The organism is Mycobacterium sp. SMC-2 (assembly GCF_025263485.1).
Classification (GTDB): Bacteria; Actinomycetota; Actinomycetes; order Mycobacteriales; family Mycobacteriaceae; genus Mycobacterium.
In genome coordinates this window covers 4,076,081-4,099,280 of the sequence record NZ_CP079863.1, presented here as the reverse complement: position 1 = coordinate 4,099,280, position 23,200 = coordinate 4,076,081, and the positions used below count along the sequence as shown (strand labels likewise).

Genomic DNA, 23,200 nt, shown 5'->3' with positions numbered 1-23,200 from the left:
TGCGCTGAGACGCGGTACAGGTTTCGGCGGCACAATAACGGCTAGCCGGTTGCGAGTCGCTGAAGTTGGGGTTGGGACAAATGGCCGATGGAGCTGGGACCGCGCTGGGCCTGTCGATCGGGGCCACCAACCTGGCGGCGGTCGCCGCCGGCCGGGCCATCACCCGCAAGCCGGTCTTGACGCTCTACCCCGAGCGCGCGCCGGAGGTCGGCATCCCCGCCGAGAACCCGCGGCTGAACCAGCCCGGCCTGGTGATGACAGGGTTCGTGAATCGGGTCTCCGACCCGCGGGGAATCGTGGCGGCCGACGGCTCGGTGCACCGCGGCGAGACACTGATCGCCGACGCCATGCGCGCGCTGGCCTACGCCGTCACCGGCGGGCGGGCCATGCCGCAGAGCGTCGCCGTGACCTATCCCGCCCACTGGGCGTCCATGACCGCCGACGCGGTCGGCACCGCGCTGAGCTCGGTGGCCGAATGGTCCAACCGGGCGCGGCCCCTGCTGCTGATTCCCGACGCCGCGGCCACGCTGTTCGCCGTGCGGACCGACCCCGGCATGCCGTCCACGGGCACGGTGGCGGTCTGCGACTTCGGCGGCAGCGGCACCAGCATCACCTTCATGCGCGCCGACGGCGACTACCAGGCGCTGGCCCCGACCGTGCGGCTGCGCGACTTCTCCGGCGACCTGATCGACCAGGCCCTGCTGAGCGCCGTCGTCTCCAACATGCCGAGCACCGCTTCCTTCGACCCGTCGGGCACCGTGGCGATCGGCTCGCTGAGCCGGCTGCGGACCGCATGCCGAGGCGCCAAGGAAGCGCTGTCGTCGAGCGCGGCGACCACGCTGACCGACGGGCTGACGGGTGAGGTGCGGGTCACCCGCGACGAGCTCGACGAGGCGATCCGCACACCGCTGGACAGATTCGTGGCGGTGCTGGAAAACGCATTGGCGCGCAACGGGATTCATGATCTGGTCGCGGTCGTCTCCGCCGGCGGCGGGGCGAACATCCCGGCGATCACCACCGCGCTCTCGCAGTACTTCCGCGTCCCGGTCATCACTACGCCGCGCCCGCAACTGACGGCGGCCACCGGGGCGGCGCTGCGCGCGGCGCACGGTCCCGGCGAGGACGTGGCCACGGCGTCGGCGCCCGCCGCGCTCGCCACGGCGACGGCCCGGGCGGCGCAGGCCTGGTCGCGGACCGGCCAGCAATCGCGGGCGACGCCCGCCGCCAAACAAGAGGCGGAGCCCGCCAAGCGCAAAGGCCGCCTGTTTCGGTTGCCGGTGCTGGCGGCGATCGTCGGTGCGGCGGCGGCGATGGCGCTGGTGGGGACTGCGGTCATGATCGGCCTGACTTCGGCGGACAAATCGGCGACGACGCCGGCGCCCGGCGTGACCAGCAGACCGGTCCCCGCTCTGCCCGCCAACACCGCGACCGCGCAGCCGCCCACCGGAGAGGCTCCCGCGCCGTCGACGACTGATACCAACCCGCCCGCCACCACCGAGACGCCGTCGACCAGCGCGCCGTCAGCCAAACCGCAGCAGGCGCCGCCGCTGGCGGCCGCGCCCCATCCGGCGATCCCGCGGATCCCGGAGATACCCCCCATTCCGCCGGTGCCCGGCCTCAACGAACCCATCCCGGGGCTGGACCGGGTCAATCAGATCATTCAAGGAATCGGGGGCGACTTGGGCATCAGCGGCATCCCCCAATTGGCCCCCCAGCTGGGAACGACCCGATAGCTCAACTCTTTTCGCCCTTGTTCTCCGCGGTCGCGGCCTCTTTGAGTTGCTCGTTGAGGGCCTTGTCCTTCTCGATCTGGTCCCGCAACGCTTCCTCGTCGCGGGAATCGTCGGCCTTCGCCTGACCGTCGGAGTCGGCACCCGCGGCCTTTTCGTGCCTCGGATTGCCGTCCTCGTCCAACCACCCGTTGACCGCGGTGCCCGAAACGCTCCCCCCGGTGCCGGGCAACACGATGGTGGGCTTTTCTTTGTAGGCCTCCATCATCTCGGCGGCCTTCTTCTTGTCGCTTTCGTCCGGCTCCGGCTTTTCGGTCAGCTTTTGATCGGTGTCCTGGCCGGCCGACTTATCGTCCTGCACGCTCATTCAGCAAACCCCCTCGAAATCGCAGGTCGCGATCTTCAGGGGGTTACCCGCTCGCGCGTTGTGTCGAAACTCTCATGAACCGGATCGTTCGCGCTTGACGAGCTCGATCAATGCCAGCGGGATGCGCATCGGCTCGGGTGCGCTTGACAGCTGCGCCGCGACCGCGCGCTCTAGGCGGTCGGCGAATTCCGCGGCCCGGCCGTCGTGGACGCCGCCGTCCAGCCCGCGCACCAGGGCGGGGAACAGCGCCGCGCGGGCGAAGGCCGCCCACTGCGCGCCGAACGCCTCGGCGTCGCGGTCCGCCAGGAATCGGGCCCAGAAGCGGTCCTCGGCGTTGAACATCTCGAGATGGTCGATCGTCAGGCCCTCGAACCGTCCGCTCGGCGCGAACGGGGCGCGAAAGTCCTTCTCGCCGCGGGCAAAGGTGGGAATGGTCATGCGCCGCTCCTCGTCCTGGCTCAGCAGGCCGTCGCGCACGTGCTCCCGCAGCCCCGCGACGATCGCGCCGACCAGTGTCGAGAACCCCGCGGTGCCGTCCTCGTCGAGGGCGATCGTCATCACCACCAGCCGCCCGTCGGGCGCCAATTCGCGGCCGCGGAACGCGACGAAGTTGTGCCAGTCCAGGGCCGCCTGCTGGGCGTACGCCGCGCGCGCCGCGTCGTCGCTGCTGTAGGCGACGTGCACGTGGTCGTGCACCTCGCCGGGGATCGCGCTCAGCCAGTGCGTCGCCCACGACGACCAGCCGAGGGTGACGGTCTTGGACGGCACGATCTGGTCGTAGAACGAGCGGCCGATCGAGGACGTGAATGTCGCCGTGTCCAGGTGCAGGTAACTCTCCGGGTCGTCTTCCAGGGTGTGAAACAGCGCCGAGAAGTCGTTGTCCGGAATATCGGTGTGCGCCACCAGGATTGCGTGGTCGTGACGGGTGCGGCGACGCAGCACCGCGATGGCCGCCGACATCGGCTTGAGCGAATTGTGCCCGTTGGCGGCGCCATAGTCGGCGATCACGATGGGCTGCGGCGGCTTGGGCAGCGCCACCCGCTCGGCGGCGCGCTCGAACAACGCGATGGCCGGCGCCAACCCGGCGGCCTGTAGTCGGGAGGACTGGGTGTAAACGGGCTCGGGCCGAACCACAACGCTCGATTCGGGCATCCGGGGCTCAGGCCGCATGTGCCAACGATAGTCGTCAGCCCGGCTTCGGGTAGCTGACGCCGGTGAGCTGCTCGGACAGCTCCCAAAGTCGTTGGCAGTCAGCCTGGTTGCGGGCCGGATCGGGCACCTTGGCCAGCCGCACCCCGCCGCCGGCCAGTTCGAGGAAGCCCCGGGGCCCGTAGAACGCGCCGCCCTCGGCGTGCGGCGCGGCGGCCGCGTACAGCGCCGGCAAGATCCCTTCGTCGATCTCCTGCCACAGAAACGGCGTGAAACGCCAGGATGCCTTGTACAACCGCTCCATCAGCGCCGGCTTCTCGCGGCCGTGCGAGGGCCCGGCGATCTGCAGGTTGGTCTTGGTCAGGCCGGGGTGCGCGGCGTTGGACATGACGCCCCAGCCGGCCGCGCGGCTGCGCCGGTCCAGTTCGAGGGCGAACATCAACACCGCCAGCTTCGACTGGCCATACGCCGACATCGCCGCGTAGGACTTCTCGAAATTGGGGTCGTCGAAATGGATCTTGCCGCTCTGGCGGGCCGCCACGCTGCTCAGCGAGACGACGCGCGCTTTGCCGGCCGCGCGCAGCAGCGGCAGTAGGTGCCCGGTCAGGGCGAAGTGTCCGAGATGGTTACTGCCGAACTGCAATTCGAAACCGTCGGCGGTGGTGTCGCGTTCCGGCGGGGTCATGACGCCGGCGTTGTCGATCAGGATGTCGATCGGGCGGCCCTCGGCGTTGAGTTGTTCGCCCAGCGCGGCCACGGCGGCCAGCGACGACAGGTCCAGCGACCTGATCGTCAGCTTGGCGTCGGGCACCGTCTTGCGGATTTCCTCGATCGCCTTTTCCCCTTTGGCGTGATTGCGGATCGCCATGACGACGTCGGCGCCGGCGGCCGCGAGGCGCCGGGCCAGGCCGAAGCCCAGGCCGCTGTTGGCGCCGGTGACGATCGCCAGCTTGCCCGACAGGTCGGGCACCGTGGCGACGAGATCGTTGGCCATGCGTATCGCTCCTTCGGGTCGGGCGGCATTCTGGTCAGCATGCCGCGACGGATTCCCGGTTGGCTAGTGGCGCTGGTCGTCGGTGCGCTCCCCGCACTGGCGTTTCCCGCGCCGTCGTGGTGGTGGCTGGCCTGGTTCGGCCTGGTCCCGCTGCTGTTGGTGGTGCGGGCCGCGCCTTCCGGTGCGGTGGCGTCCGTGCGGGCCGGGCTCGGCGTCGCCGGGTTCGTGCTGGCCACCCAGTACTGGCTGGCGCCTTTCGTTGGCCCGCTGCTGGTGGTGCTGGCCGCCGGCCTCGGTGCGCTGTGGCTGCCGTGGGGGTGGTTGGCGCATCGGTTGCTGTCCGGGCCCGTCGGGATCGGGCGGACGGCGGCCGCTGCGGTGGTGTTGCCCAGCGCGTGGGTGGCGGCGGAGGTCGTGCGATCGTGGCCGCCGCTGGGTGGTCCGTGGGCGTCGCTGGGCGCGTCGCAGTCCGGCCAGCCCGTCACACTGGCGTCGGCGTCGCTGGGCGGGGTGTGGCTGACGAGTTTCCTTCTGGTGGCGGCCAATACCGCGCTGGTCGGCGTGATCGTGCACCGGAGGGTGGGCGCGCTGGTGGTTTTCGTGGCGTGCGCGGCGGTCGGCCCGGCCTGGTATGTGCTGGGGCCCTCGCCGGCCGGCGGTCCCACGGTGCGCGTGGCGCTGGTGCAGCCCGGCGACATCGCCGATTCCGGCGCGCGCCAGGCCGCCAGCGAGGAGCTCACCGCTTCGCTCGCCGGGCAGCGGCCCGGCCTGGTGGTCTGGGGGGAAAGCAGCGTGGGATCCGATCTCCCCAGCCATCCGGAGGTGTTGGCGCGCCTCGCCGACCTGGCCCGGCGGGCGGGCGCTGACCTGCTGGTGAACGTCGACGCGCCCGCGCCCGGCGGCGGGATCTCCAAGTCCGCGGTGCTCGTGGGCCCTGGCGGATCGTTGGGCAGCTACCGGAAGACCCGGCTGGTGCCGTTCGGCGAATATGTCCCGCTGCGACCGCTTTTCGGCTGGATCACCCGCCACAGCCGGGCCGCCGCCGAGGACCGGCAACGCGGAACCGGGCCCGTCGTGTTGCACGCCGACGCCCTGCCCATCGGCCCGTTGGTCAGCTACGAGGTCCTGTTCTCCGACCTGGCGCGGCGGGAGGCGCAGCTCGGTGCGGAGCTGTTGGTGTATCAGAGTTCCACGTCGTCGTTCCAGGGCAGTTGGGCGCAGCCGCAGTTGGCCGCGCAGCCCGCGGTGCGCGCCGTCGAAGCGGGCCGCCCGGCCGTGCATGCAGGACTGTCCGGCGACAGTTCCGCTTTCGACGCGCGCGGCCACCGGCTGGCCTGGTGCCCGTCGGGATTCCGGGGCGTGACCGTGGTGAGCGTGCCGCTGGGATCGCGCGTGACGCCGTACCAGCGGCTGGGGGACTGGGTGCCGGTGCTGGCGTTCGTCGTCCTCGGGTTTGCGCTGTTGCGCTGGCATCGCCCGGCCCGCGGTGACACACTGCCTGGATGAACCGCAGACGGCTGGCGAAGATTTCGCTGGCCGCCGCCGTCGTGCTGATGGTCGTGTCGGTGGGCGGCTTCATCGTCTCTTTGGTGCTCAACGCGTTCTTCCTGGACAAGTACAACGCCTACGGCGAGGTGCCGATCCCGGGAACGGGCAGCCTGTATCTGCCCGCCGGCGAAGTCACCGTCAGCCTGCACACCGTCGTGGTCGGTAGTCCCAACGCCGGCCTGCCGGTCCCGCCGCTCGGTGTCACGATCGCGCCGCCCGAGGGTGTGGCGCAACCCGCATTGAGCGAAAGCATCGGCAGCACAACGACGGTCAACAATGACGCGCACGTGCGGGTGTGGGTGGCTCAGATTCCCGTCAGCGGCGACTACGACATAACCACGGATGGCCAGGTCAACGGATACATCAACCCTCGCCTGGCCTTCGGGCACAAAAGTTCCTACGGCTTTTTGGTGTGGTTGTTCGTCGGCCTGTTCGTGGTGGGACTCGCCGGTGCGATCTTGTCCGGGTTGTGGCTGGGGCGCACCCGGCGCAGGGCGGTGGCGGTGGCGGCGAGCCCCTACGTGCACGCGCCTGTCGTTCCTGTCGCGCCTGTCGCGCCTGTTGCGCCTGTCGCGCACGAGCCGAGCGACGAAGGCATCCGCCTGGAGCGCCTCAAAACCCTTGCCGCGCTGCGGGATTCCGGGGCGCTGACTCAGCAGGAGTTCGAGTCCGAAAAGCGGCGGATCCTCGAGGGGCAGTAGGGCGGCGGGCTGCCTGCCGCGAGGAAGCTCAGTCGGACCAATAGGGGACTCTCAAATCCGATATCACCGGTGCTATCAAATTCGACGACCGCATGGTGGTCGTAAACAGGTACTGGTGTGGCGGATGTGACTGGGCGTCTCGCGACGAACGCTTAATGCCCGCGGGCCACCCACTCCTCGTAGTGGACGATTTCGTCGCCGACGGTGGTGCTGTCGCCGTGGCCGGTGTGCACCACCGTCTCGCCGGGTAGCTTGCCCAGCCGCTCGGAGATGGACTGCAGGATCGTCGGGAAATCCGAATACGAGCGGCCGGTCGCGCCTGGGCCGCCGGAGAACAGGGTGTCGCCACTGAACACCACACCCAGGTCGTGCGAGTACCAACACACCGATCCGGGGGAGTGGCCCGGGGTGTGCATCGCCCGCAGTTCCGTCCCACCCACGCTCAGCGTCTCGCCGTCGCACAAAGAACGAAAGCCGCTGTCGGGATGCGTCATTCGCCACAGCACCTCGTCGGCCGGATGCAGCAGCACCGGCGCGTCGAGGGTCTTGCCCAGTTCCGGCGCGACCGTGACGTGGTCGTTGTGGCCGTGCGTGCACACCACCGCGACCACGTGGCGCCCGGCCACGGCCTCGACGATCGGTGCCGCGTCGTGGGCGGCGTCGAACACCACGACGTTGGAATTGTCGCCGATCAGCCAGATGTTGTTGTCGACTTCCCAACTGCCGCCGTCCAATTCGAACGTGCCGTGGGTCACCACCCGCTCGATGTTCACCATCAGAGCATCACCACCGAACGCAACACCTTGCCCCCGTGCATCTTGTGTAAGGCTTCCTCGACGTCACCGAGGCCGATGCGCTCGGAGACGAACTGCTCCAGCGGGAGCCTTCCCTGCAGGTACAGGTCGATCAGCGTGGGGAAGTCGCGTTCGGGCAGGCAATCGCCGTACCACGACGACTTCAGCGCCCCGCCATGGCTGAAGAAGTCGACCAGCGGCATTTCCAGCTTCATGTCGGGCGTCGGAACACCCACCAGCACAACGGTTCCCGCGAGGTCGCGGGCGTAGAAGGCCTGCTTCCAGGTCTCGGGCCGGCCGACGGCGTCGATCGCCACGTTCACCCCGAACCCGTCGGTGAGGTCCTGGATCGCCTCGACGACGTCGCCCTGGCGGGCGTTGATGGTGTGGGTGGCGCCGAACTTGCGGGCCCAGTCCAGTTTGGTGTCGTCGGTGTCCACCGCGATGATCCGCCTGGCCCCGACCAGAGCGGCGCCGGCGATCGCGGCATCGCCGACGCCGCCGCAGCCGATCACCGCGACGGTGTCGTCGCGCGTGATGCCGCCGGTGTTGATCGCCGCGCCGATGCCGGCCATCAGCCCGCAGCCGAGCAGGCCCGCGACGGCAGGGTCGGCGGCGGGATCGACCTTGGTGCACTGGCCGGCGTGCACCAGCGTCTTGTCGGCGAACGCGCCGATGCCCAGCGCGGGTGTCAGCTCCGTGCCGTCGGTCAGCGTCATCTTCTGGGCGGCGTTGAAGGTGTCGAAGCACAGGTGCGGGCGGCCGCGCTTGCAGGCCCGGCACTGGCCGCAGACGGCCCGCCAGTTCAGGATCACGAAGTCGCCCGGCTCGACCGCGGTCACGCCGGGCCCTACCGCCTCGACCCGGCCGGCGGCCTCGTGGCCGAGCAGGAACGGGTACTCGTCGTTGATGCCGCCCTCGCGGTAGGTCAGGTCGGTGTGGCACACCCCGCAGGCGATGACGTCGACCAGGGCCTCGCCGGGCCCCGGGTCCGGGACGACGATGTCCACCAATTCGACGGGTTCACCCTTCTTTCGTGAAATCACGCCGCGCACTGTCTGACTCATGGCCACCAACCTACGGTGTACCGTCGCTGACCATGACGGCACCCGAGATCGCCGCGGAAACCAGTGACGAGTTCGCCGGACGGATGGTCGCGGCCATCGACGGCGCCAGCCTGGCGCTGTTGCTGAGCATCGGACATCAGACCGGCCTGCTTGACACGATGGCCTCACTTCCACCCTCCACCAGCGCGCAGATCGCCGACGCCGCCGGCCTCGACGAGCGCTACGTGCGGGAGTGGCTGGCCGGCATGGCCACCGGGCACGTCGTCCACTACGACGCCGGCGCGGCCACCTATTCATTGCCCGCCCACCGCGCCCGCGTGCTGACCAGGGCGGCCGGGCCCGACAACCTGGCCCTGGCGGCGATGTTCATCCCGCTGCTCGGCGAGGTCGAACAGAAAATCATCGACTGCTTCCGCCAGGGGGGCGGGCTGCCCTACAGCGAATACCCGCGCTTCCACATGCTGATGGCCGAGCAGAGCGCCGCGGTGTTCGACAACGCGCTCGTCGACGTGGTGTTGCCGTTGGTCGACGGCCTCGTCGAGCGCCTGCGGTCCGGAGCCGACGTGGCCGACTTCGGCTGCGGCAGCGGTCACGCGATCAACGTGATGGCCCAGGCGTTCCCCGCGAGCCGGTTCACCGGCATCGACTTCTCCGACGAGGCCATCGCGGCCGGCATCCGGGAGGCGGCCGGCCTCGGCCTGACCAACGCGGGCTTCGAAAGCCACAACCTGTCCGAACTCGACAAGGTGGCCGAGTACGACGTCATCACGGTCTTCGACGCCATCCACGACCAGGCGCAGCCGGCGCGCGTGCTGGAGAACATCTACCGCGCGCTGCGGCCCGGCGGTGTGTTGCTGATGGCCGACATCAAGGCCTCCAGCCAGCTGGAGGACAACGTCGGCGTCCCGATGAGCACCTACCTCTACACCACGTCGTTGATGCACTGCATGACGGTGTCGCTGGCGGCCGAAGGCGCCGGACTGGGCACCGCCTGGGGCACGCAGCTGGCCACCTCGATGCTGACCGATGCCGGATTCGGCGACGTGCGGGTCAGCGAGATCGAGTCGGACCCGATCAACAACTACTACATCGCCAGGAAGTGATGGCCCCGCTCGATGCGCTGGCGGACTGGCCGGTCGAGGCCGCCGCCGCGGCGGTGATCGGACCCGACGGGGTGCTGGCCAGCCACGGCGACACCGGACGGGTGTTCCAGCTGGCCTCGGTGACCAAGCCGCTGGTGGCCCGGGCCGCGCAGGTCGCCGTCGAAGAGGGCGTCGTCGACCTGGAGACGGCCGCCGGCCCGCCCGGCGCCACCGTCCGCCACCTGCTGGCGCACGCGTCGGGGCTGGCCCTGCACAACGATCACGTGCTGGCCGCCCCCGGAACCCGGCGCATCTACTCCAACCACGGCTTCACCGTGCTGGCTCAGACCGTGGAGCGCGAGTCCGGCATCGAGTTCGGTCGCTACCTGGCCGAGGCGGTCTGCGAACCCCTCGGAATGGCGGCCACCCGGCTGGACGGCGGCGCGCAGGCCGCCGGGTTCGGGGTGACATCCACGGTGGCTGACCTGGCGAAATTCGCCGGGGACCTGTTGCGCCCGGTGACCGTCTCGGCCCAACTGCACGCCGAGGCGACGACGGTGCAATTTCCCGGCCTGGACGGCGTGCTGCCCGGCTACGGCGTCCAGCGGCCCAACGACTGGGGCCTGGGCTTCGAGATCAGGGACGCGAAATCGCCGCACTGGACCGGCACGCGCAACTCGCCGCGAACCTACGGCCATTTCGGCCAGGCGGGTGGTTTCATTTGGGCAGATCCCAAACGGGACCTGGCTCTGGTGGCCCTCACCAACCGCGATTTCGGGGAGTGGGCGCTGCAGCCGTGGCCCGCGATTTCCGACGCCGTGATCGCCGAATACGGCTAAGGAAAAATGCACACTAGCGCAACACGGGTATCACGAGGCACAATAGACACGCACGACACACAAAATAGTTAGACATCCTGCTTGCCAGGTCCCACCAGGTCGTTGGGGAAGACGTCCCTCGTGGAACCGAAGGAGCAGGAAATGCGTGCGTCGAATCAATTCGCCGACGTGACGACTGGCGTGGTGTACGTGCACGCCTCGCCGGCGGCGGTATGCCCGCATGTCGAGTGGGCGTTGTCGTCGACCCTCGGGTCGAAGGCCAATCTCACGTGGACGCCGCAGCCGGCCATGCCCGGACAGCTGCGCGCGGTCACCAACTGGGTGGGGCCCGTGGGCACCGGCGCGAGGCTGGCCAACGCCCTGCGCTCCTGGTCGGTGCTGCGGTTCGAGGTCACCGAGGATCCCAGCCCCGGAGTCGACGGCCAGCGGTTCAGCCACACCCCGCAGCTCGGGCTGTGGAGCGGGGCGATGAGCGCCAACGGCGACGTGATGGTCGGGGAGATGCGGCTGCGGACGCTGATGGCGCACGGCGCCGACACCCTGGCCGCCGAGCTGGACACGGTGCTGGGAACGGCGTGGGACGACGCGCTCGAGGCGTACCGCGACGGCGGCGAGGCCGGCGAGGTGTCCTGGCTCAGCCGGGGAGTGGGCTAGGCGGCAGGCCCTCAGCCCCGGCGCAGGATCCGCAGCGCGCCCGGAACCGCGGTGATCTCCGCGGGCAGCGAGCACGCGAAGTCGCCGTCGGCGTAGACGTTGATACCGGGGCACTCGACGTGGACCGTTTGCGCGCGCGTCGTGCTCACCTCGTCGAGGTTGACGTGGGTGCCTTTCATCACGGTGGGGAACAGGCGCACCAGCTTGGTCCGCGACGCCTCGTGCACCATGGTGATGTCGAGCAGGCCGTCGGTGGGATCGGCATGGGGACAGATCAGCATGCCCCCGCCGTAGCTGCGGGTATTGCCGAAGGCCGCCAGCGTGATGTCGGCATCGATCTCGCGCGTCCCGTCGAGCACCATGCGGAACGGCAAGAGCCGCAGCTGCGACAGCTCGGCGAGCATCGCGAGGTAGTACCGCAACCGGCCATGCGGCCAGCGCATTCGGTTGGCCCGGTCGGTCACCAGGGAGTCGAATCCGGCGGCGGCCACGGTGCCGAACCATTTGTTGACCCCGTCGCTGTCGCGAATCCGCCCCAGATCGATGGTTTCGGTGCAGCCGTCGACGATGATGTCCGCGGCGGCTTCGGGATCCTTGGTGGGAAGCCCGAATTCGCGGGCGTGGTCGTTGCCGGTGCCCGCCGCCACGATGCCCAGCGGGACGTCGGTGCCGGCGAGCACTTGCAGCGCGTTGGAGACGACGCCGTCGCCGCCGGTCACCATCACCGCGTCGGCGCCCTTCTCGAGCGCCGCGCTCACCAGGTGTCGCGCGTCTTGCGCGTCGTCGCCGATGATCTCGACGACCTCCACCCCGCGGTGGTGCAGCCGGGTGATCGCGAGCTGCGCGGCCCGGATCGCCGCGCCGTGCCCCGAGACCGGATTGGTCAGCGCGATCACCTTCGCGATCTCGCGCCGGGTCATGGAATTAGCTTGCCGGGGTTGAGGATTCCAGCCGGGTCCAGGGTCGCCTTGACCGCGCGCAGGACCTGCACCCCCAGCTCGCCCACCTCGTCAGTCATCCAGGGCCGGTGGTCGGCGCCGACCGCGTGGTGGTGGGTGATCGTTCCGCCGGTGGCCATGATGGCGTCGCACGCGGCCCTTTTCGCGGCCTGCCATTGTTCGATCGGATTGCCGCGCTGGCCGGCGACCACCGTGAAGTACAACGACGCGCCGGTGGGATAGACGTGGGAGATGTGGCACATCACCAACGCCGGGGTGCCAGTCTCGGCCAGTGCATCGGTAAGCGCTTGGGTCACAGCGGCTTTGAGTGCGGGGATGTTGGACCAGTCGGTGGCCGTCTCGAGCGTCTCGCAGAGCGCACCCGCCGAGAGCAGCGAGTCGCGCAGATACGGCGCGCCGAACCGGCCGTATTCCCAGGCCCGCGCCGGCGCTTCGCCCAGCGACGTCCCGCCCTGGGCCGTTAGCAGGGCGCTGGTTTCGGCGTGCCGGCTTTCGACGTGTTCCTCGGTGCCCTCGAACACGGTGATGCCCAGGCAGCCGCCGGTGATCTGGCTTTCGCCGATCGCCTCGGTGGTGGCCAGGTTGACGCCCGTCTCGGCCTCGTCGGAAAGCCGGATGACGGTGGGGCCGGTAGCGGTTTGGGTGACGGCGCGCAGGGCCGCGGCGCCGGTCTCGAAGTCGGGGAAGGACCACGCCTCGTAGCGGACGGCTTCGGGGACGCGGTGCACGCGCAGCCGCACCCGGGTGACGACCCCAAAAGCGCCCTCCGAGCCGATCATCAACTGACGCAGGTCGGGGCCCGCGGCGGACTCGGGCGCGCGGCCCAGGTCCATGATGCCCACCGGGGTGACCATGCGCAGGCCGCGCACCATGTCGTTGAACCGGCCATAGCCTGCAGAGCCCTGCCCGGACGAGCGGGTCGCGGCGAAGCCGCCGATCGTCGCGTATTCGAAGCTCTGCGGGAAATGCCCGAGCGAAAAACTCTGGGCACCAAGCAATCTCTCCGCGTCCGGGCCGGTGACGCCGGCCCCGAAGACGGCCTGACCGGAGACTTCGTCGAGGGAGATCAGTTGGTCGAGGCGGCGCAGATCGAGGGACACCACGGCCTGGAACTCACCGCGGATGGGATCCAGACCGCCGACCACGCTGGTGCCGCCGCCGAACGGAACGACGGCGATGCGGTGGTAGGAGCAGTAGCGCAGGATCGTGGCGACGGCGTCCTCGTCGTCCGGCAGCAAGACGGCGTCGGGCGCGTCCTGCACGCCGGTGTCCTTGCGGCGCAGCAGGTCGATCGTGGACTTCCCGCCGGCGTGCAGCAACCGATCCCGATCGTCGGTGCGGCAGTACGCCGCCCCGACGATCTCGGCCAGCCCGTCGCGGTGTGCCTCCGGCAACGCCGACGGGCGCAGGCGCACCTGATCGGGTTGTAGCTCGGCGGCGCCGGAATCTTCCACGCCCACGACCTGTTTCAGCAACGCGCGGATCCCTTCGGAGAGCGGCTTGGCCGCGGCGGGATCTCCCCACGCGTTCCACTTCATCGGGGGAAGGAGGCCCTCGCGTCGCATCATGCGTTACAGTATTACACATGCTGTCAATTAGTAACGCACGCGTTCCGGTGGACACGGGGGAGCGCATCCTCGCGGCAGCAGCCAGCTGTGTGGTCGATTTCGGGGTGGACCGGGTGACGCTAGCGGAAATCGCCCGGCGCGCCGGCGTCAGCCGGCCCACGGTGTACCGGCGCTGGCCGGACACGCCCTCGATCGTGGCGGCGCTGTTGACCCGCCACGTCACCGAGGTGATGCGCGAGGCGCCGCTGCTCGGCGACGACCGGGAATCGCTTGTGCGACAGATAGTTACGGTGGCCAACCTGCTGCGCCAGGACCGGCTCGTCATGTCGGTGCTGCACTCCGAGCTCGCCCCGATATACATCACCGAACGCCTAGGAACGAGCCAGCACATGCTGATCGACGCCCTCGCCGCCCGGCTGCGGGTGGCCCAGCGCAACGGCAGCGTCCGCGCCGGCGACCCCGTCCAGATGGCCACCATGGTATTGCTGATCGCCCAGTCGACCATTCAGTCGGCGCAGATCGTCGAACCGATCCTGGACGCCGAGACGCTGGCCGGCGAACTCGCCTACTCGCTGAACGGGTACCTGTCGTGATACCCGACCCCACGTCGCTGAACGCCGCGCGCCGCGCGGCCGACCTGACCGCCCTGGCCGACGGCGAGCCGTTGGACGTGCTCGTGATCGGCGGCGGCATCACCGGGGCCGGCATCGCCTTGGACGCGGCGGCGCGGGGGCTGCGGGTGGCGCTGGTGGAAAAGCACGACCTGGCGTTCGGCACCAGCCGCTGGAGTTCGAAACTGGTCCACGGCGGCCTGCGCTACCTGGCGAGCGGGAACGTGGGCATCGCCCGCCGCAGCGCGATCGAGCGCGGAATCCTGATGACCCGCAACGCGCCTCATCTCGTTCGCGCGATGCCGCAACTGGTTCCGCTGCTGCCGTCGATGAGCCGGGGCAACCGCGCGCTGGTGCGCGCGGGATTCCTGGCCGGCGACGCGCTGCGGATGCTTGCCGGCACGCCGTCGTCGACCCTGCCCCGGTCGCGCCGGATCGGGCCCGAGCGCGTCGTGCAGCTGGCGCCCACGGTTCGTCGTGCGGGGCTGGACGGGGGCCTGCTGGCCTACGACGGGCAATTGATCGACGACGCCCGGTTGGTCACCGCGGTCGCGCGCACCGCCGCGCAGCACGGGGCGCGGATCCTGACCTACGTGGCGGCGTCGAAGGCGACCGGCACCTCGGTGCGGCTGACCGACCAGCGCACGGGGCAATCGTTCGATGTCTCGGCGCGGGCGGTCATCAACGCGGCCGGGGTGTGGGCGGCCGAGATCGACGGCTTGTTGCGGCTGCGGCCCAGCCGCGGCACCCACCTGGTTTTCGACGCCGACGCTTTCGGGAATCCCACTGCGGCGCTGACGATTCCGATCCCCGGCGAGCTGAACCGATTCGTGTTCGCCATGCCCGAGCAACTAGGGCGGGTCTACCTGGGGCTGACCGACGAAGCCGCCCCCGGGCCGATCCCGGACGTGCCCACGCCGTCGACCGACGAGGTCGCGTTCTTGCTCGACACGGTCAACACCGCGTTGGGGGCAGCGCTCGGCCCGGCCGACGTCATCGGCGCCTACGCGGGGCTGCGGCCGCTGATCGACACCGGCGAGGGTCGCACCGCCGACGTCTCGCGCGAACACGCGGTCGTCGAGTCGGCGTCCGGGATCATCAGCGTGATCGGGGGCAAGCTGACCGAATACCGGTACATGGCAAAGGATGTGCTGGACCGCGCCGTCAGCCTGCGGCGGCTGCGCGCCGCGAAGTGCCGGACCCACGACCTGCCGTTGGTCGGGGCGCCCGCCAATCCCGGAGCCAGTTCGGTTGCGGGCGCCGGGTTGCCGGCATCGCTGGTGCAGCGGTACGGCGCCGAGGCGGCCAATGTCGTCGCCACCGCCACCTGCAATCGCCCGACCGAGCCGGTCGCCGAGGGCATCGACGTCACCCGTGCGGAATTCGAGTATGCGATCACCCATGAGGGCGCGCTGGACGTCTCCGACATCGTGGATCGGCGGACCCGCATCGGGTTGGTGGAATCCGATCGCGAGCGGGCGGTGCCGGTGGCCGAGGAGTTCGTGGCGCGCTTCGGCTAAGGCGCCAGGCCGATGTCCTCGTGCCAGAGGTCGGGATGCTCGGCGATGAACGCCCGCATCATCGCCGCGCAGCGGTCGTCGTCGAGCACCGTGACCTTGACCCCGTTGCCGGCCAGCCACTCATGCCCGCCGCTGAACGTCCGGCATTCGCCGACCAACAGCGAACCGATGTTGAACTGGCGCACCAGGCCACTGCAGTACCAGCACGGCGAGAGCGTCGTCACCATGAGCGTGGAGCGGTAGTCGCGCTGTCGGCCGGCCGCACGAAACGCGTCGACCTCGGCGTGCAGCGACGGATCGCCTTGCTGCACACGGCGGTTGCGGCCGCGGCCCAGCAGCGCGCCGTCCGCAGTGAACAACGCGGCCCCGATCGGGATGCCGCCCTCCGCCAGCCCGGCCCGCGCCTCGTCGAACGCGACGTCCAGCATCGCCGCCGCCGAGAGAGTCATGGACCCATCTTTCACCAGGCCGATTTGGGCTCGATTCTGACTGTAAATATCGAATGATAGTGACTATCATTTTGTCGGTGACGTCCACGCGAATTCCCGTCCTCATCGTCGGCGCCGGCGCCGCCGGCCTCGCCACTTCGGCGCTGCTGGCCAAGCACGGTGTTCACTCGCTGCTGGTCGAGAAGCGGCGCGAGGTGTTCATCTATCCGAAGGCCCGCAATCTGAGCTTCCGCAGCCTGGAAATCCTGCGCGGCCTGGGACTTGGCGACGAGGTGCACGCGGTCGCCGACCATGTTTCGGGCATCATGGTCAAACCGGCGCTCAACAGCGCCGAGAAGCGCCTGGCCATCGACGTCAACGCCATCTTCACGGGCCTTGACCACCTGAGCCCCGAGCCGGCGGCGCAATACTGCCCGCAGAGCAGGCTCGAGCCCATCCTGCTTGCCGACACGCGCCGCCGGGGCGGCGAGGTGCGGTACGGGACGGAGCTTTCGTCGCTCGAGCAGGACGGGGCGGGCGTCACCGCGGTGGTGCGCGATCGGGACACCGGGGAGTCCGACACCGTCCGCGCCGACTACCTCGTCGGCGCCGACGGTGTGCACAGCCCGATCCGAAATTGGTTGGGCATCAACACGTCCGGTTATGGCGCGCTACCGATCTTCGTCGTCTTCATCTATTTCCGGGCGCCCTGGACGAAGTTCGTCTCGCACCTGTCCGACGGCGACGCCGTGCAGACCAAGAACGCCGACGTGGACGGCATCTTCCTGGTGGTCGACGGCGAGCTGGGGATGTTCATCACCACGTATTTCCCCGGCAAAGGCGAGACGGCCGACCAGTTCACACCGCGACGCTGCCGCGAGCTGCTGGTCAAGGCGATCGGTGAGCCCATCGATATCGACGTCATCGAGGTGGCGGCGTGGCAGCCGCACGAGCAGGTGGCCGACCGATTCCGCTGCGGCCGAGTATTTCTCGTCGGCGACTCGGCGCACACGATGCCGCCGTTCAAGGCCGGTGGGGCCAACACCGCCATCCAGAGTGCGCACAATCTGGCCTGGAAGCTGGCCGCCGTATTGGACGGGACGGCCGCACCGGCGCTGCTGGACACCTATCACGCCGAACGTCACCCGGTGGGGCGGTTCGCCGCGCGCCAGTCGCTGACCGGCCCGAGCCTTGCCGTGCTTCCCCTGAGCGAGGGCCGCCCGCAATTGCCGGCCGAGGAAGAGTGCTCGATGTTCGAACTGCTCATCGGATATCGGTACGGCTCGGCGGCGATTGTGAACGGTTCGACCGAGCCGGACGCGGTGCAACTGGTCTCGGAGTTGCGCGGTCAACCCGGCACCCGGGTCCCGCACGTGTGGGTGCGCGACGGTATGTCGACGCTCGACCTGCTGGGCTCGGGATTCACGGTGCTCACCGGCGACGAGCGCTGGTGTGCCGCCGCGGCTTCGGCGTCGGTGCCCGCGCACCGCGTCTGCGGCGACGAGTGGGCGGCAGTCACCGGACTCGCTCCTGAAGGGGCGCTGCTGGTTCGCCCGGATGATTTCGTCGGGTGGCGCGCCGACGCGCTTCCTGACGACCCGAATGCCGCACTGCGCCAGGCGCTGACGACGATTCTCGGTCGCCCGGCTCCGCGAGCGTAACCACACTGCGGTTTCAAGCGTGATTTTTCGCAGTGGGATTACGCTCGCGCTAAAAAGGCTGCGGCGCGCTGCCTTACAGCGGGATGTTCTTGTGGCGACCGCGGCGCGCCGGCGCCTGGGCCAGCGCCTCGGTGAGCTTGCTGCGGGTGTGCGACGGGTCGATCTTCTCGTCGACCACACCGATCTCGATGGCGCTGTCCACACCGCCGGCGATCTTCTCGTGCTCGGCCGCCAGTTCGTCGTGCAGCGCTTCGCGCTCGTGATCGGCCGCGGCGGCCAGCTTCTTCTTGTGCAGGATGCCCACGGCGGCCTTGGCGCCCATCACCGCCACCTCGGCGTCCGGCCAGGCGTACACCTTGGTCGCGTTGAGCGACCGAGAGTTCATCGCAATGTAGGCCCCGCCGTAGGTCTTTCGGGTCACCAGCGTGACGCGCGGAACCGTGCACTCGCCGAACGCGTGCAGCAACTTCGCGCCGCGGCGCACCACCCCGCCCCACTCCTGGTCGACACCGGGCAGGTAGCCCGGCACGTCGACGACCACGATCAGCGGGATGCCGAACGCGTCGCAGAGACGCACGAAACGTGCTGCCTTCTCGGCGCTTTCGGAGTTCAGGCAGCCGCCCAGCCGCAGCGGGTTGTTGGCCAGCACGCCCACGGTGCGGCCGGACAGCCGGCCCAGCCCGATCACCATCGACGGCGCCCAATTGGCCTGGAACTCGTCGAACGGGGTCTCGTCGTCCAGGATCGCGGTCACGATCGGACGCACGTCATAAGCCCGCCGAGCCGATTCAGGCAGCAGCGCGTGGATGTCGGTGTCACCGGCCTCGGCCTTGCTGCGGTCGAAATGCCCTTGCTGGCAGAACAATCCGACGAGGCGGCGGCCACGCGCGTAGGCGTCGAGCTCGTCGTCGGCGACGATGTGGCACACCCCGGACTTCTTGTGGTGGGTCTCCGGGCCGCCGAGGGACGCCATGTCGACGTCCTCGCCGGTGACGCTGCGCACCACGTCGGGCCCGGTGACGAACACCCGACTTTCCGGCGCCATCACGATGACGTCGGTCAGCGCGGGGCCGTAGGCGGCGCCGCCGGCGGCGAAGCCGACGACCACCGAGATCTGCGGGACGTATCCGGACGCGCGGATCATCGCCTCGAACACCGTGCCGACCGCGTGCAACGCCTTCACACCCTCGGCCAGGCGCGCCCCGCCGGAGTGCCAGATCCCCACGATCGGGCTCTGCTCCTCGATGGCGGTGTCGTAGGCGTTGACGATGTGCGCACAACCCTCGATACCCATGGCGCCGCCCATCACGGTTCCGTCGGTGCAGAAGGCGATGGTGCGCACACCGTTCACGGTGCCCGCCGCCGAAAGCACACCCGAGCGGTCACGCTCGTGCAGCAGCTCCACGCTGCCCTCGTCGAAGAAGTTGCTCAGACGCAGCAACGGGTCCCTGGGGTCGAGCGACTCGCCGACCGACGCGGGGGCCATGATTGTCATCGCAGGTCTCCTGTTCCGGGGGTGCTTCCTGGTGCGAAAGCGGTGGTCAGTACCGCCCGAAGGCGATCGCGACGTTGTGGCCGCCGAATCCGAACGAGTTGTTGATGGCGTACTCGTAGTTGCCCGGCCGCGGCTTGCCCGCCACCACGTCCAGATCGACTTCCGGGTCGAGGTTTTCCAGGTTCAGCGTCGGCGGAACGACCTGATCCCGCAGGGCGAGCACGGTCAGGATGGACTCGACGGCACCCACCGCGCCCACCGAGTGGCCCAGGGCCGCCTTCGGCGCGTAGACGGCCGCGTTGCCGCCGTGGGGGCCCAACGCGTTGTTGATCGCCTTGCTCTCGGCGACGTCACCCACCGACGTACCGGTGGCGTGCGCGTTGACGTGGTGGATGTCGCCCGGCGTCAGGCCGGCGAGCTGGATTGCCCGGCTCATCGCGTGCCCGGCCCGCAGCCCGTTGGGGTCCGGCGCCACCATGTGGAAACCGTCCGAGGTGATGCTGGCCCCCATGATGCGGGCCAGGATGTTGGCCCCGCGAGCCTTGGCGTGCTCCTCGGTCTCGATCACCATGAGCGCCCCCGCCTCGCCGAACACGAAGCCGGTGCGGTCCCGGTCGAACGGGCGGCACGCGCCCGCCGGGTCGTCGTTCTTCGTCGACATCACGATGCGCATCTGGGCGAACGCCGCGATCGGCACCGCTTCGATCTTGGTCTCGACACCACCGCAGATCGCGATGTCGGCCTCGCCGAAGACGATGTTGCGCCACGCCTGCGCGACGCCCTCGGAACCGGACGCGCACGCCGACACGGGCGTGATCACACCGGCCTTGGCGTGCCGTTCCAGACCCACCGCCGCGGCCGCCCCGTTGGGCATGTACTTCTGCACCCCGAGCGGGGAGACCGCCTTCATGCCACGGGCACGCATGTCGTCGTAGCTGAAGACCATCTCCTCCGACGAACCCAAGCCGGTGCCGATGGAGACCATCAAGCGGTCGGAGTCGACCTCGGGTGAGCCGGCGTTCTCCCAGACCCGCCGGCTCAAGATGGTGGACATCCGCTGCAGATAACCCGTGCGGCGCAGCTCGACGCGGGTCATCTGGCTGTCGAATTCCTCTTGCAGATGCCCGCCGATCTTCACCGGCAGGTCGAACTCCTCGACGAACGGGTCGTCGAGCTTGCGGATACCACTTTGGCTGTCCAGCAACAACTTCCAGGTGGTCTCGGCATCAGTCGCCAGTGCGGTCGTCATGGCGACGCCGGTGACGACCACATTCGGGAGCGTTTTCCCGGTAACCAGCTCTGTCATGGGTCTTGCGAACGTTCCTTCCGTGCTTAGTGGTGATCGCGAGCCCGGCGAGGCCGGGCGAAGCGGGTCGCCACCATCCAGGTTCAGTACCGCCCGAAGGCGAGCGCCACGTTGTGGCCACCGAATCCGAACGAGTTGTTGATTGCGTAACGGAAATCGCCGTAGCGAGGTTCGCCCGCGACAACATCAAGGTCGATCTCGGGATCTGGGGTCTCGTAGTTCAGTGTTGGCGGTATCACGCCGTCCCGAAGGCTCAATACCGTGAGGACAGATTCCAGCGCGCCTACCGCGCCGATGGAGTGGCCCAGCGCCGACTTCGGCGCGTACACCGCCGCCTGTTCGCAGCCGGCGACCCGGATGGCGTTGGCCTCGGCCGTGTCGCCGATCGGTGTCGCCGTGCCGTGGGCGTTGACGTGGTCGATGTCCTTGGCGGACAAGCCCGCCAACTCGAGCGACCGTTGCATTGCCCGGCCGGCGCGCACGCCGTCCGGCGCCGGCGCCACCATGTGGAACGCGTCGGAAGTGATGCCGGCGCCCATCAACCGGGCCAGCGGCTTGGCGCCGCGGGCCTTGGCGTGCTCCTCGGTCTCGATGAGCATCATGGCCCCGGCCTCGCCGAACACGAAGCCGTCGCGGTCCTTGTCGAACGGCCTGGACGCGCGTTCGGGCTCGTCGTTGCGAGTGGACATGGCCCGCATCATGGAGAACGCCGCGATGGGCAGCGCCTCGATGGGACCCTCGACGCCACCGCAGACGGCGACGTCGGCGTCACCCATGACGATCTGGCGCCAGGCGTGGGCGATCGCTTCGGAGCCCGACGAGCAGGCCGACACCGGGGTGATCACCCCGGCACGCGCCCCGAGCTGCAGGCCCACCACCGCCGCGGCGCCGTTGGGCATGATCATCTGAACGGCGAGCGGCGACACCTTGCGGGGGCCGCCCTCGTTCATCAGGTCGTAGCTCTCCACGATCCTTTCGGCGCCGCCGAGCCCGGTGCCGACCACGACCGAGAACCGGTCGGGGTCGAGCTCCGGGTTCCCGGCGGTCTCCCACAGCTGAGTGCTGAGCAGCTTGGCCAACCGTTGGACGTAGGACATGCGCCGCAGGTCGAGCCGGCTCATGTGCTCGTCGATGGGCTCCTTGAGGTGACCGCCGATCTTGACGGGCAGGTCCCACTTGGTTACGAACTCGTCTTCGAGTACGTGGATGCCGCTTTCGCCGGCCAACAATCCCTTCCACGTGCTCTCGATGTCCGGCGCGATCGACGTCGTCGCCGTGACAGCGGTTACCACAACGCTGGGGTAACCGCCATTAGCAGTGGAAGGCTTGCTCACTTGTCCGCTTCCATCCTCGCCTTGACGTTGGCGACGGCCTCGGGGTTCTCCGTCTCCAGCTTGGCGCGCAGGGCCTCGGCGGCCTCGGGGTTCTCTTCCTCGAGCTTCTGGATGTAGGAGACGACGTCACCGACGGTGCGCAGACCGGCGAGGTCCTCGTCCGGGATCTTGACGCCGTACTTGTCCTCGGTCTGCACCGCGATCTCCACCATCGACAGCGAGTCGATGTCCAGGTCGTCGACGAACGACTTCTCCGGGGTGACCTCGGACGGCTCGATACCGGTGACCTCTTCGATGATCTCCGCGATACCGGCAATGATTTCTTCCTGGCTGACGGCCACAGCGTCTTCCCTTCGTGATGTGTTGTGTTGGTCGAACAGAGCGTTCTTATAGAGCGTTATGTGGTTGTACTGGATGCGGCTTTAGAGTTCGGCCAGTGCGTCCAGGTCTGCGGGTGCCTTGACGGCGCGGGTGGTAACCCCCCGAAGTTCGCGTTTGGCGATGCCGGTCAGAGTGCCCGCGGGGGGGAACTCCACGGCCGCCGTGATCTCCCGGTCACGCATGGTCGCCGTGCACAGGTCCCAGCGCACCGGCTGGGTCAGCTGGGCGACCAGCGCGTCCATCGCCGCGGCCGCGGAGGCGACGGGCTGTCCGTCGCGGTTCGACAGCAGCGTCGCGGTGGGCTCGGAGGTCTCGACGGCGGCCGCCGCGGCGGCGTAGCGGTCGAGGGCCGGAGCCATGTACTTGGTGTGGAACGCGCCGGCCACGCCGAGCGCGCGGACCCGGGCCTTGGCCGGCGGGTCCTCGGCCAGCTTCTCCAGCGCCGTCAGCGGGCCGGCGGCGACGATCTGGCCGGCGGCGTTGCGGTTGGCGGGGAACAGGTCGAGCTGCTCGAGACGGGTCAGCACCTCGGCCTCGTCACCGCCGAGCACCGCGGACATGCCGGTCGGCTCGATGGCGCACGCCTTGGCCATTTCGGCGCCCCGGGTGGCGGCCAGCGCCACGGCGTCATCGGCGGCCATCACACCGGCGATCGCGTAGGCCGCGATCTCGCCGACGGAGTGCCCGGCCACGATGAGGTCCTGGTCGGCCAGCAGGCCGCGCTTGGTGAGCTCCTGGTGGGCCAGCAGGGTGGCGGCGACGACCAGGGGCTGAGTGACCGCGGTGTCGGTGATCTCCTCGGTCGACGCGGTGGTGCCCAGCCGGACGAGGTCGAGGCCGCTGGCCTTCGACCACAGGTCGAGCTGGTCTGCGGCGCCCGGCAGGTCGAGCCACGGCGCCAGCATCCCCTCGGTCTGCGAGCCCTGTCCGGGCGCAAGCAATGCGATCACGTGTTTAAGAGAACACTGTGGAAACGGTTTTGGCGGGTGTAACAGATTATGAACCTGGTCTT

At 69.3% G+C, this 23,200-nt stretch carries 22 protein-coding genes; 9 read left to right on the top strand and 13 right to left on the bottom strand.

What is annotated here, in order from left to right; translation table 11 throughout:
- The first annotated feature begins 80 nt into the window (after positions 1–80).
- Positions 81–1,733, top strand: coding sequence for an Hsp70 family protein (locus KXD96_RS19180; protein ID WP_260738825.1), 1,653 nt, complete (start codon positions 81–83; stop codon positions 1,731–1,733).
- 1 nt (position 1,734) lies between these two features.
- On the opposite strand, the gene KXD96_RS19175 is transcribed toward KXD96_RS19180, so the two are convergent.
- The 3 genes from KXD96_RS19175 to KXD96_RS19165 form a co-directional block, all read right to left on the bottom strand.
- Positions 1,735–2,097 carry a hypothetical protein gene (locus tag KXD96_RS19175; RefSeq protein WP_260738824.1) on the bottom strand — a complete coding sequence of 121 codons (363 nt, stop codon included), beginning with the start codon at positions 2,095–2,097 and terminating at the stop codon, positions 1,735–1,737.
- A gap of 72 nt (positions 2,098–2,169) precedes the next feature.
- Complete coding sequence (locus KXD96_RS19170; RefSeq protein WP_260738822.1) at positions 2,170–3,267, bottom strand: class I SAM-dependent methyltransferase; 1,098 nt, start codon at positions 3,265–3,267, stop codon at positions 2,170–2,172.
- Positions 3,268–3,283: 16 nt separating this feature from the next.
- Positions 3,284–4,240, bottom strand: coding sequence for an SDR family oxidoreductase (locus KXD96_RS19165; protein WP_260738819.1), 957 nt, complete (start codon positions 4,238–4,240; stop codon positions 3,284–3,286).
- Positions 4,241–4,279: 39 nt separating this feature from the next.
- On the opposite strand from KXD96_RS19165, the gene lnt reads away from it, so the two are divergent.
- Together lnt and KXD96_RS19155 are read left to right on the top strand one after the other, a co-directional pair.
- A complete protein-coding gene (lnt, locus tag KXD96_RS19160; RefSeq protein ID WP_260738817.1) occupies positions 4,280–5,746 on the top strand; it encodes an apolipoprotein N-acyltransferase in 1,467 nt (488 codons plus the stop codon).
- The gene (locus KXD96_RS19155) at positions 5,743–6,489 is read left to right on the top strand and encodes an SHOCT domain-containing protein (protein WP_260738815.1); all 747 of its coding nucleotides are present in this window, start codon (positions 5,743–5,745) and stop codon (positions 6,487–6,489) included. The genes lnt and KXD96_RS19155 overlap by 4 nt, the downstream gene beginning before the upstream one ends.
- 152 nt (positions 6,490–6,641) lie before the next feature.
- Here KXD96_RS19155 and KXD96_RS19150 read toward each other — a convergent pair whose 3' ends face one another.
- Both KXD96_RS19150 and KXD96_RS19145 read right to left on the bottom strand, forming a co-directional pair.
- Positions 6,642–7,265, bottom strand: a complete 624-nt coding sequence (locus KXD96_RS19150; protein WP_260738813.1) for an MBL fold metallo-hydrolase — start codon at positions 7,263–7,265, stop codon at positions 6,642–6,644.
- The gene (locus KXD96_RS19145) at positions 7,265–8,350 is read right to left on the bottom strand and encodes an S-(hydroxymethyl)mycothiol dehydrogenase (RefSeq protein ID WP_260738810.1); all 1,086 of its coding nucleotides are present in this window, start codon (positions 8,348–8,350) and stop codon (positions 7,265–7,267) included. Before KXD96_RS19145 ends, KXD96_RS19150 begins: the two co-directional genes overlap by 1 nt.
- Positions 8,351–8,382: 32 nt before the next feature.
- On the opposite strand from KXD96_RS19145, the gene KXD96_RS19140 reads away from it, so the two are divergent.
- The 3 genes from KXD96_RS19140 (at position 8,383) to KXD96_RS19130 (ending at position 10,925) form a co-directional block, all read left to right on the top strand.
- The gene (locus tag KXD96_RS19140; protein WP_260738808.1) at positions 8,383–9,453 is read left to right on the top strand and encodes a class I SAM-dependent methyltransferase; all 1,071 of its coding nucleotides are present in this window, start codon (positions 8,383–8,385) and stop codon (positions 9,451–9,453) included.
- The gene (locus tag KXD96_RS19135) at positions 9,453–10,271 is read left to right on the top strand and encodes a serine hydrolase (RefSeq protein ID WP_260738806.1); all 819 of its coding nucleotides are present in this window, start codon (positions 9,453–9,455) and stop codon (positions 10,269–10,271) included. Before KXD96_RS19140 ends, KXD96_RS19135 begins: the two co-directional genes overlap by 1 nt.
- A gap of 141 nt (positions 10,272–10,412) precedes the next feature.
- Complete coding sequence (locus KXD96_RS19130; protein ID WP_260738805.1) at positions 10,413–10,925, top strand: DUF3145 domain-containing protein; 513 nt, start codon at positions 10,413–10,415, stop codon at positions 10,923–10,925.
- A gap of 11 nt (positions 10,926–10,936) precedes the next feature.
- Here the strand turns inward: KXD96_RS19130 and KXD96_RS19125 are convergent, their stop codons facing one another.
- Both KXD96_RS19125 and KXD96_RS19120 read right to left on the bottom strand, forming a co-directional pair.
- Complete coding sequence (locus KXD96_RS19125; RefSeq protein ID WP_260738803.1) at positions 10,937–11,845, bottom strand: diacylglycerol kinase; 909 nt, start codon at positions 11,843–11,845, stop codon at positions 10,937–10,939.
- Positions 11,842–13,422: an FAD-binding oxidoreductase gene (locus tag KXD96_RS19120; protein ID WP_260745453.1), complete on the bottom strand. Its 1,581-nt coding sequence runs from the start codon at positions 13,420–13,422 to the stop codon at positions 11,842–11,844. Before KXD96_RS19120 ends, KXD96_RS19125 begins: the two co-directional genes overlap by 4 nt.
- Before the next feature lie 47 nt (positions 13,423–13,469).
- Here KXD96_RS19120 and KXD96_RS19115 point away from each other — a divergent pair, with 47 nt between their 5' ends.
- Positions 13,470–14,045, top strand: coding sequence for a TetR/AcrR family transcriptional regulator (locus KXD96_RS19115; RefSeq protein WP_260738802.1), 576 nt, complete (start codon positions 13,470–13,472; stop codon positions 14,043–14,045).
- Entirely contained in the window at positions 14,042–15,583 is a 1,542-nt protein-coding gene (locus tag KXD96_RS19110) for a glycerol-3-phosphate dehydrogenase/oxidase (RefSeq protein WP_260738800.1), read from the top strand. The genes KXD96_RS19115 and KXD96_RS19110 overlap by 4 nt, the downstream gene beginning before the upstream one ends.
- Here KXD96_RS19110 and KXD96_RS19105 read toward each other — a convergent pair.
- Entirely contained in the window at positions 15,580–16,011 is a 432-nt protein-coding gene (locus KXD96_RS19105; RefSeq protein ID WP_260745452.1) for a nucleoside deaminase, read from the bottom strand. The genes KXD96_RS19110 and KXD96_RS19105 overlap by 4 nt on opposite strands.
- A 74-nt stretch (positions 16,012–16,085) precedes the next feature.
- Between KXD96_RS19105 and KXD96_RS19100 the strand changes: the two genes are divergently transcribed.
- Positions 16,086–17,672: an FAD-dependent monooxygenase gene (locus KXD96_RS19100; protein WP_260738799.1), complete on the top strand. Its 1,587-nt coding sequence runs from the start codon at positions 16,086–16,088 to the stop codon at positions 17,670–17,672.
- 73 nt (positions 17,673–17,745) lie between these two features.
- Here KXD96_RS19100 and KXD96_RS19095 read toward each other — a convergent pair whose 3' ends face one another.
- From KXD96_RS19095 to KXD96_RS19075, 5 genes are all read right to left on the bottom strand, one after another.
- Complete coding sequence (locus KXD96_RS19095; RefSeq protein WP_260738797.1) at positions 17,746–19,167, bottom strand: acyl-CoA carboxylase subunit beta; 1,422 nt, start codon at positions 19,165–19,167, stop codon at positions 17,746–17,748.
- 46 nt (positions 19,168–19,213) lie between these two features.
- Entirely contained in the window at positions 19,214–20,473 is a 1,260-nt protein-coding gene (kasB, locus tag KXD96_RS19090) for a 3-oxoacyl-ACP synthase KasB (protein ID WP_260738795.1), read from the bottom strand.
- Positions 20,474–20,556: 83 nt separating this feature from the next.
- Positions 20,557–21,807 (bottom strand): 3-oxoacyl-ACP synthase KasA, encoded by a 1,251-nt coding sequence (gene kasA / locus KXD96_RS19085; protein WP_260738793.1) that lies wholly within the window; start codon positions 21,805–21,807, stop codon positions 20,557–20,559.
- Complete coding sequence (acpM, locus tag KXD96_RS19080; protein WP_260738791.1) at positions 21,804–22,148, bottom strand: meromycolate extension acyl carrier protein AcpM; 345 nt, start codon at positions 22,146–22,148, stop codon at positions 21,804–21,806. The genes kasA and acpM overlap by 4 nt, the downstream gene beginning before the upstream one ends.
- Before the next feature lie 81 nt (positions 22,149–22,229).
- Positions 22,230–23,138, bottom strand: coding sequence for an ACP S-malonyltransferase (locus KXD96_RS19075; RefSeq protein WP_260738790.1), 909 nt, complete (start codon positions 23,136–23,138; stop codon positions 22,230–22,232).
- Positions 23,139–23,200: the final 62 nt, after the last annotated feature.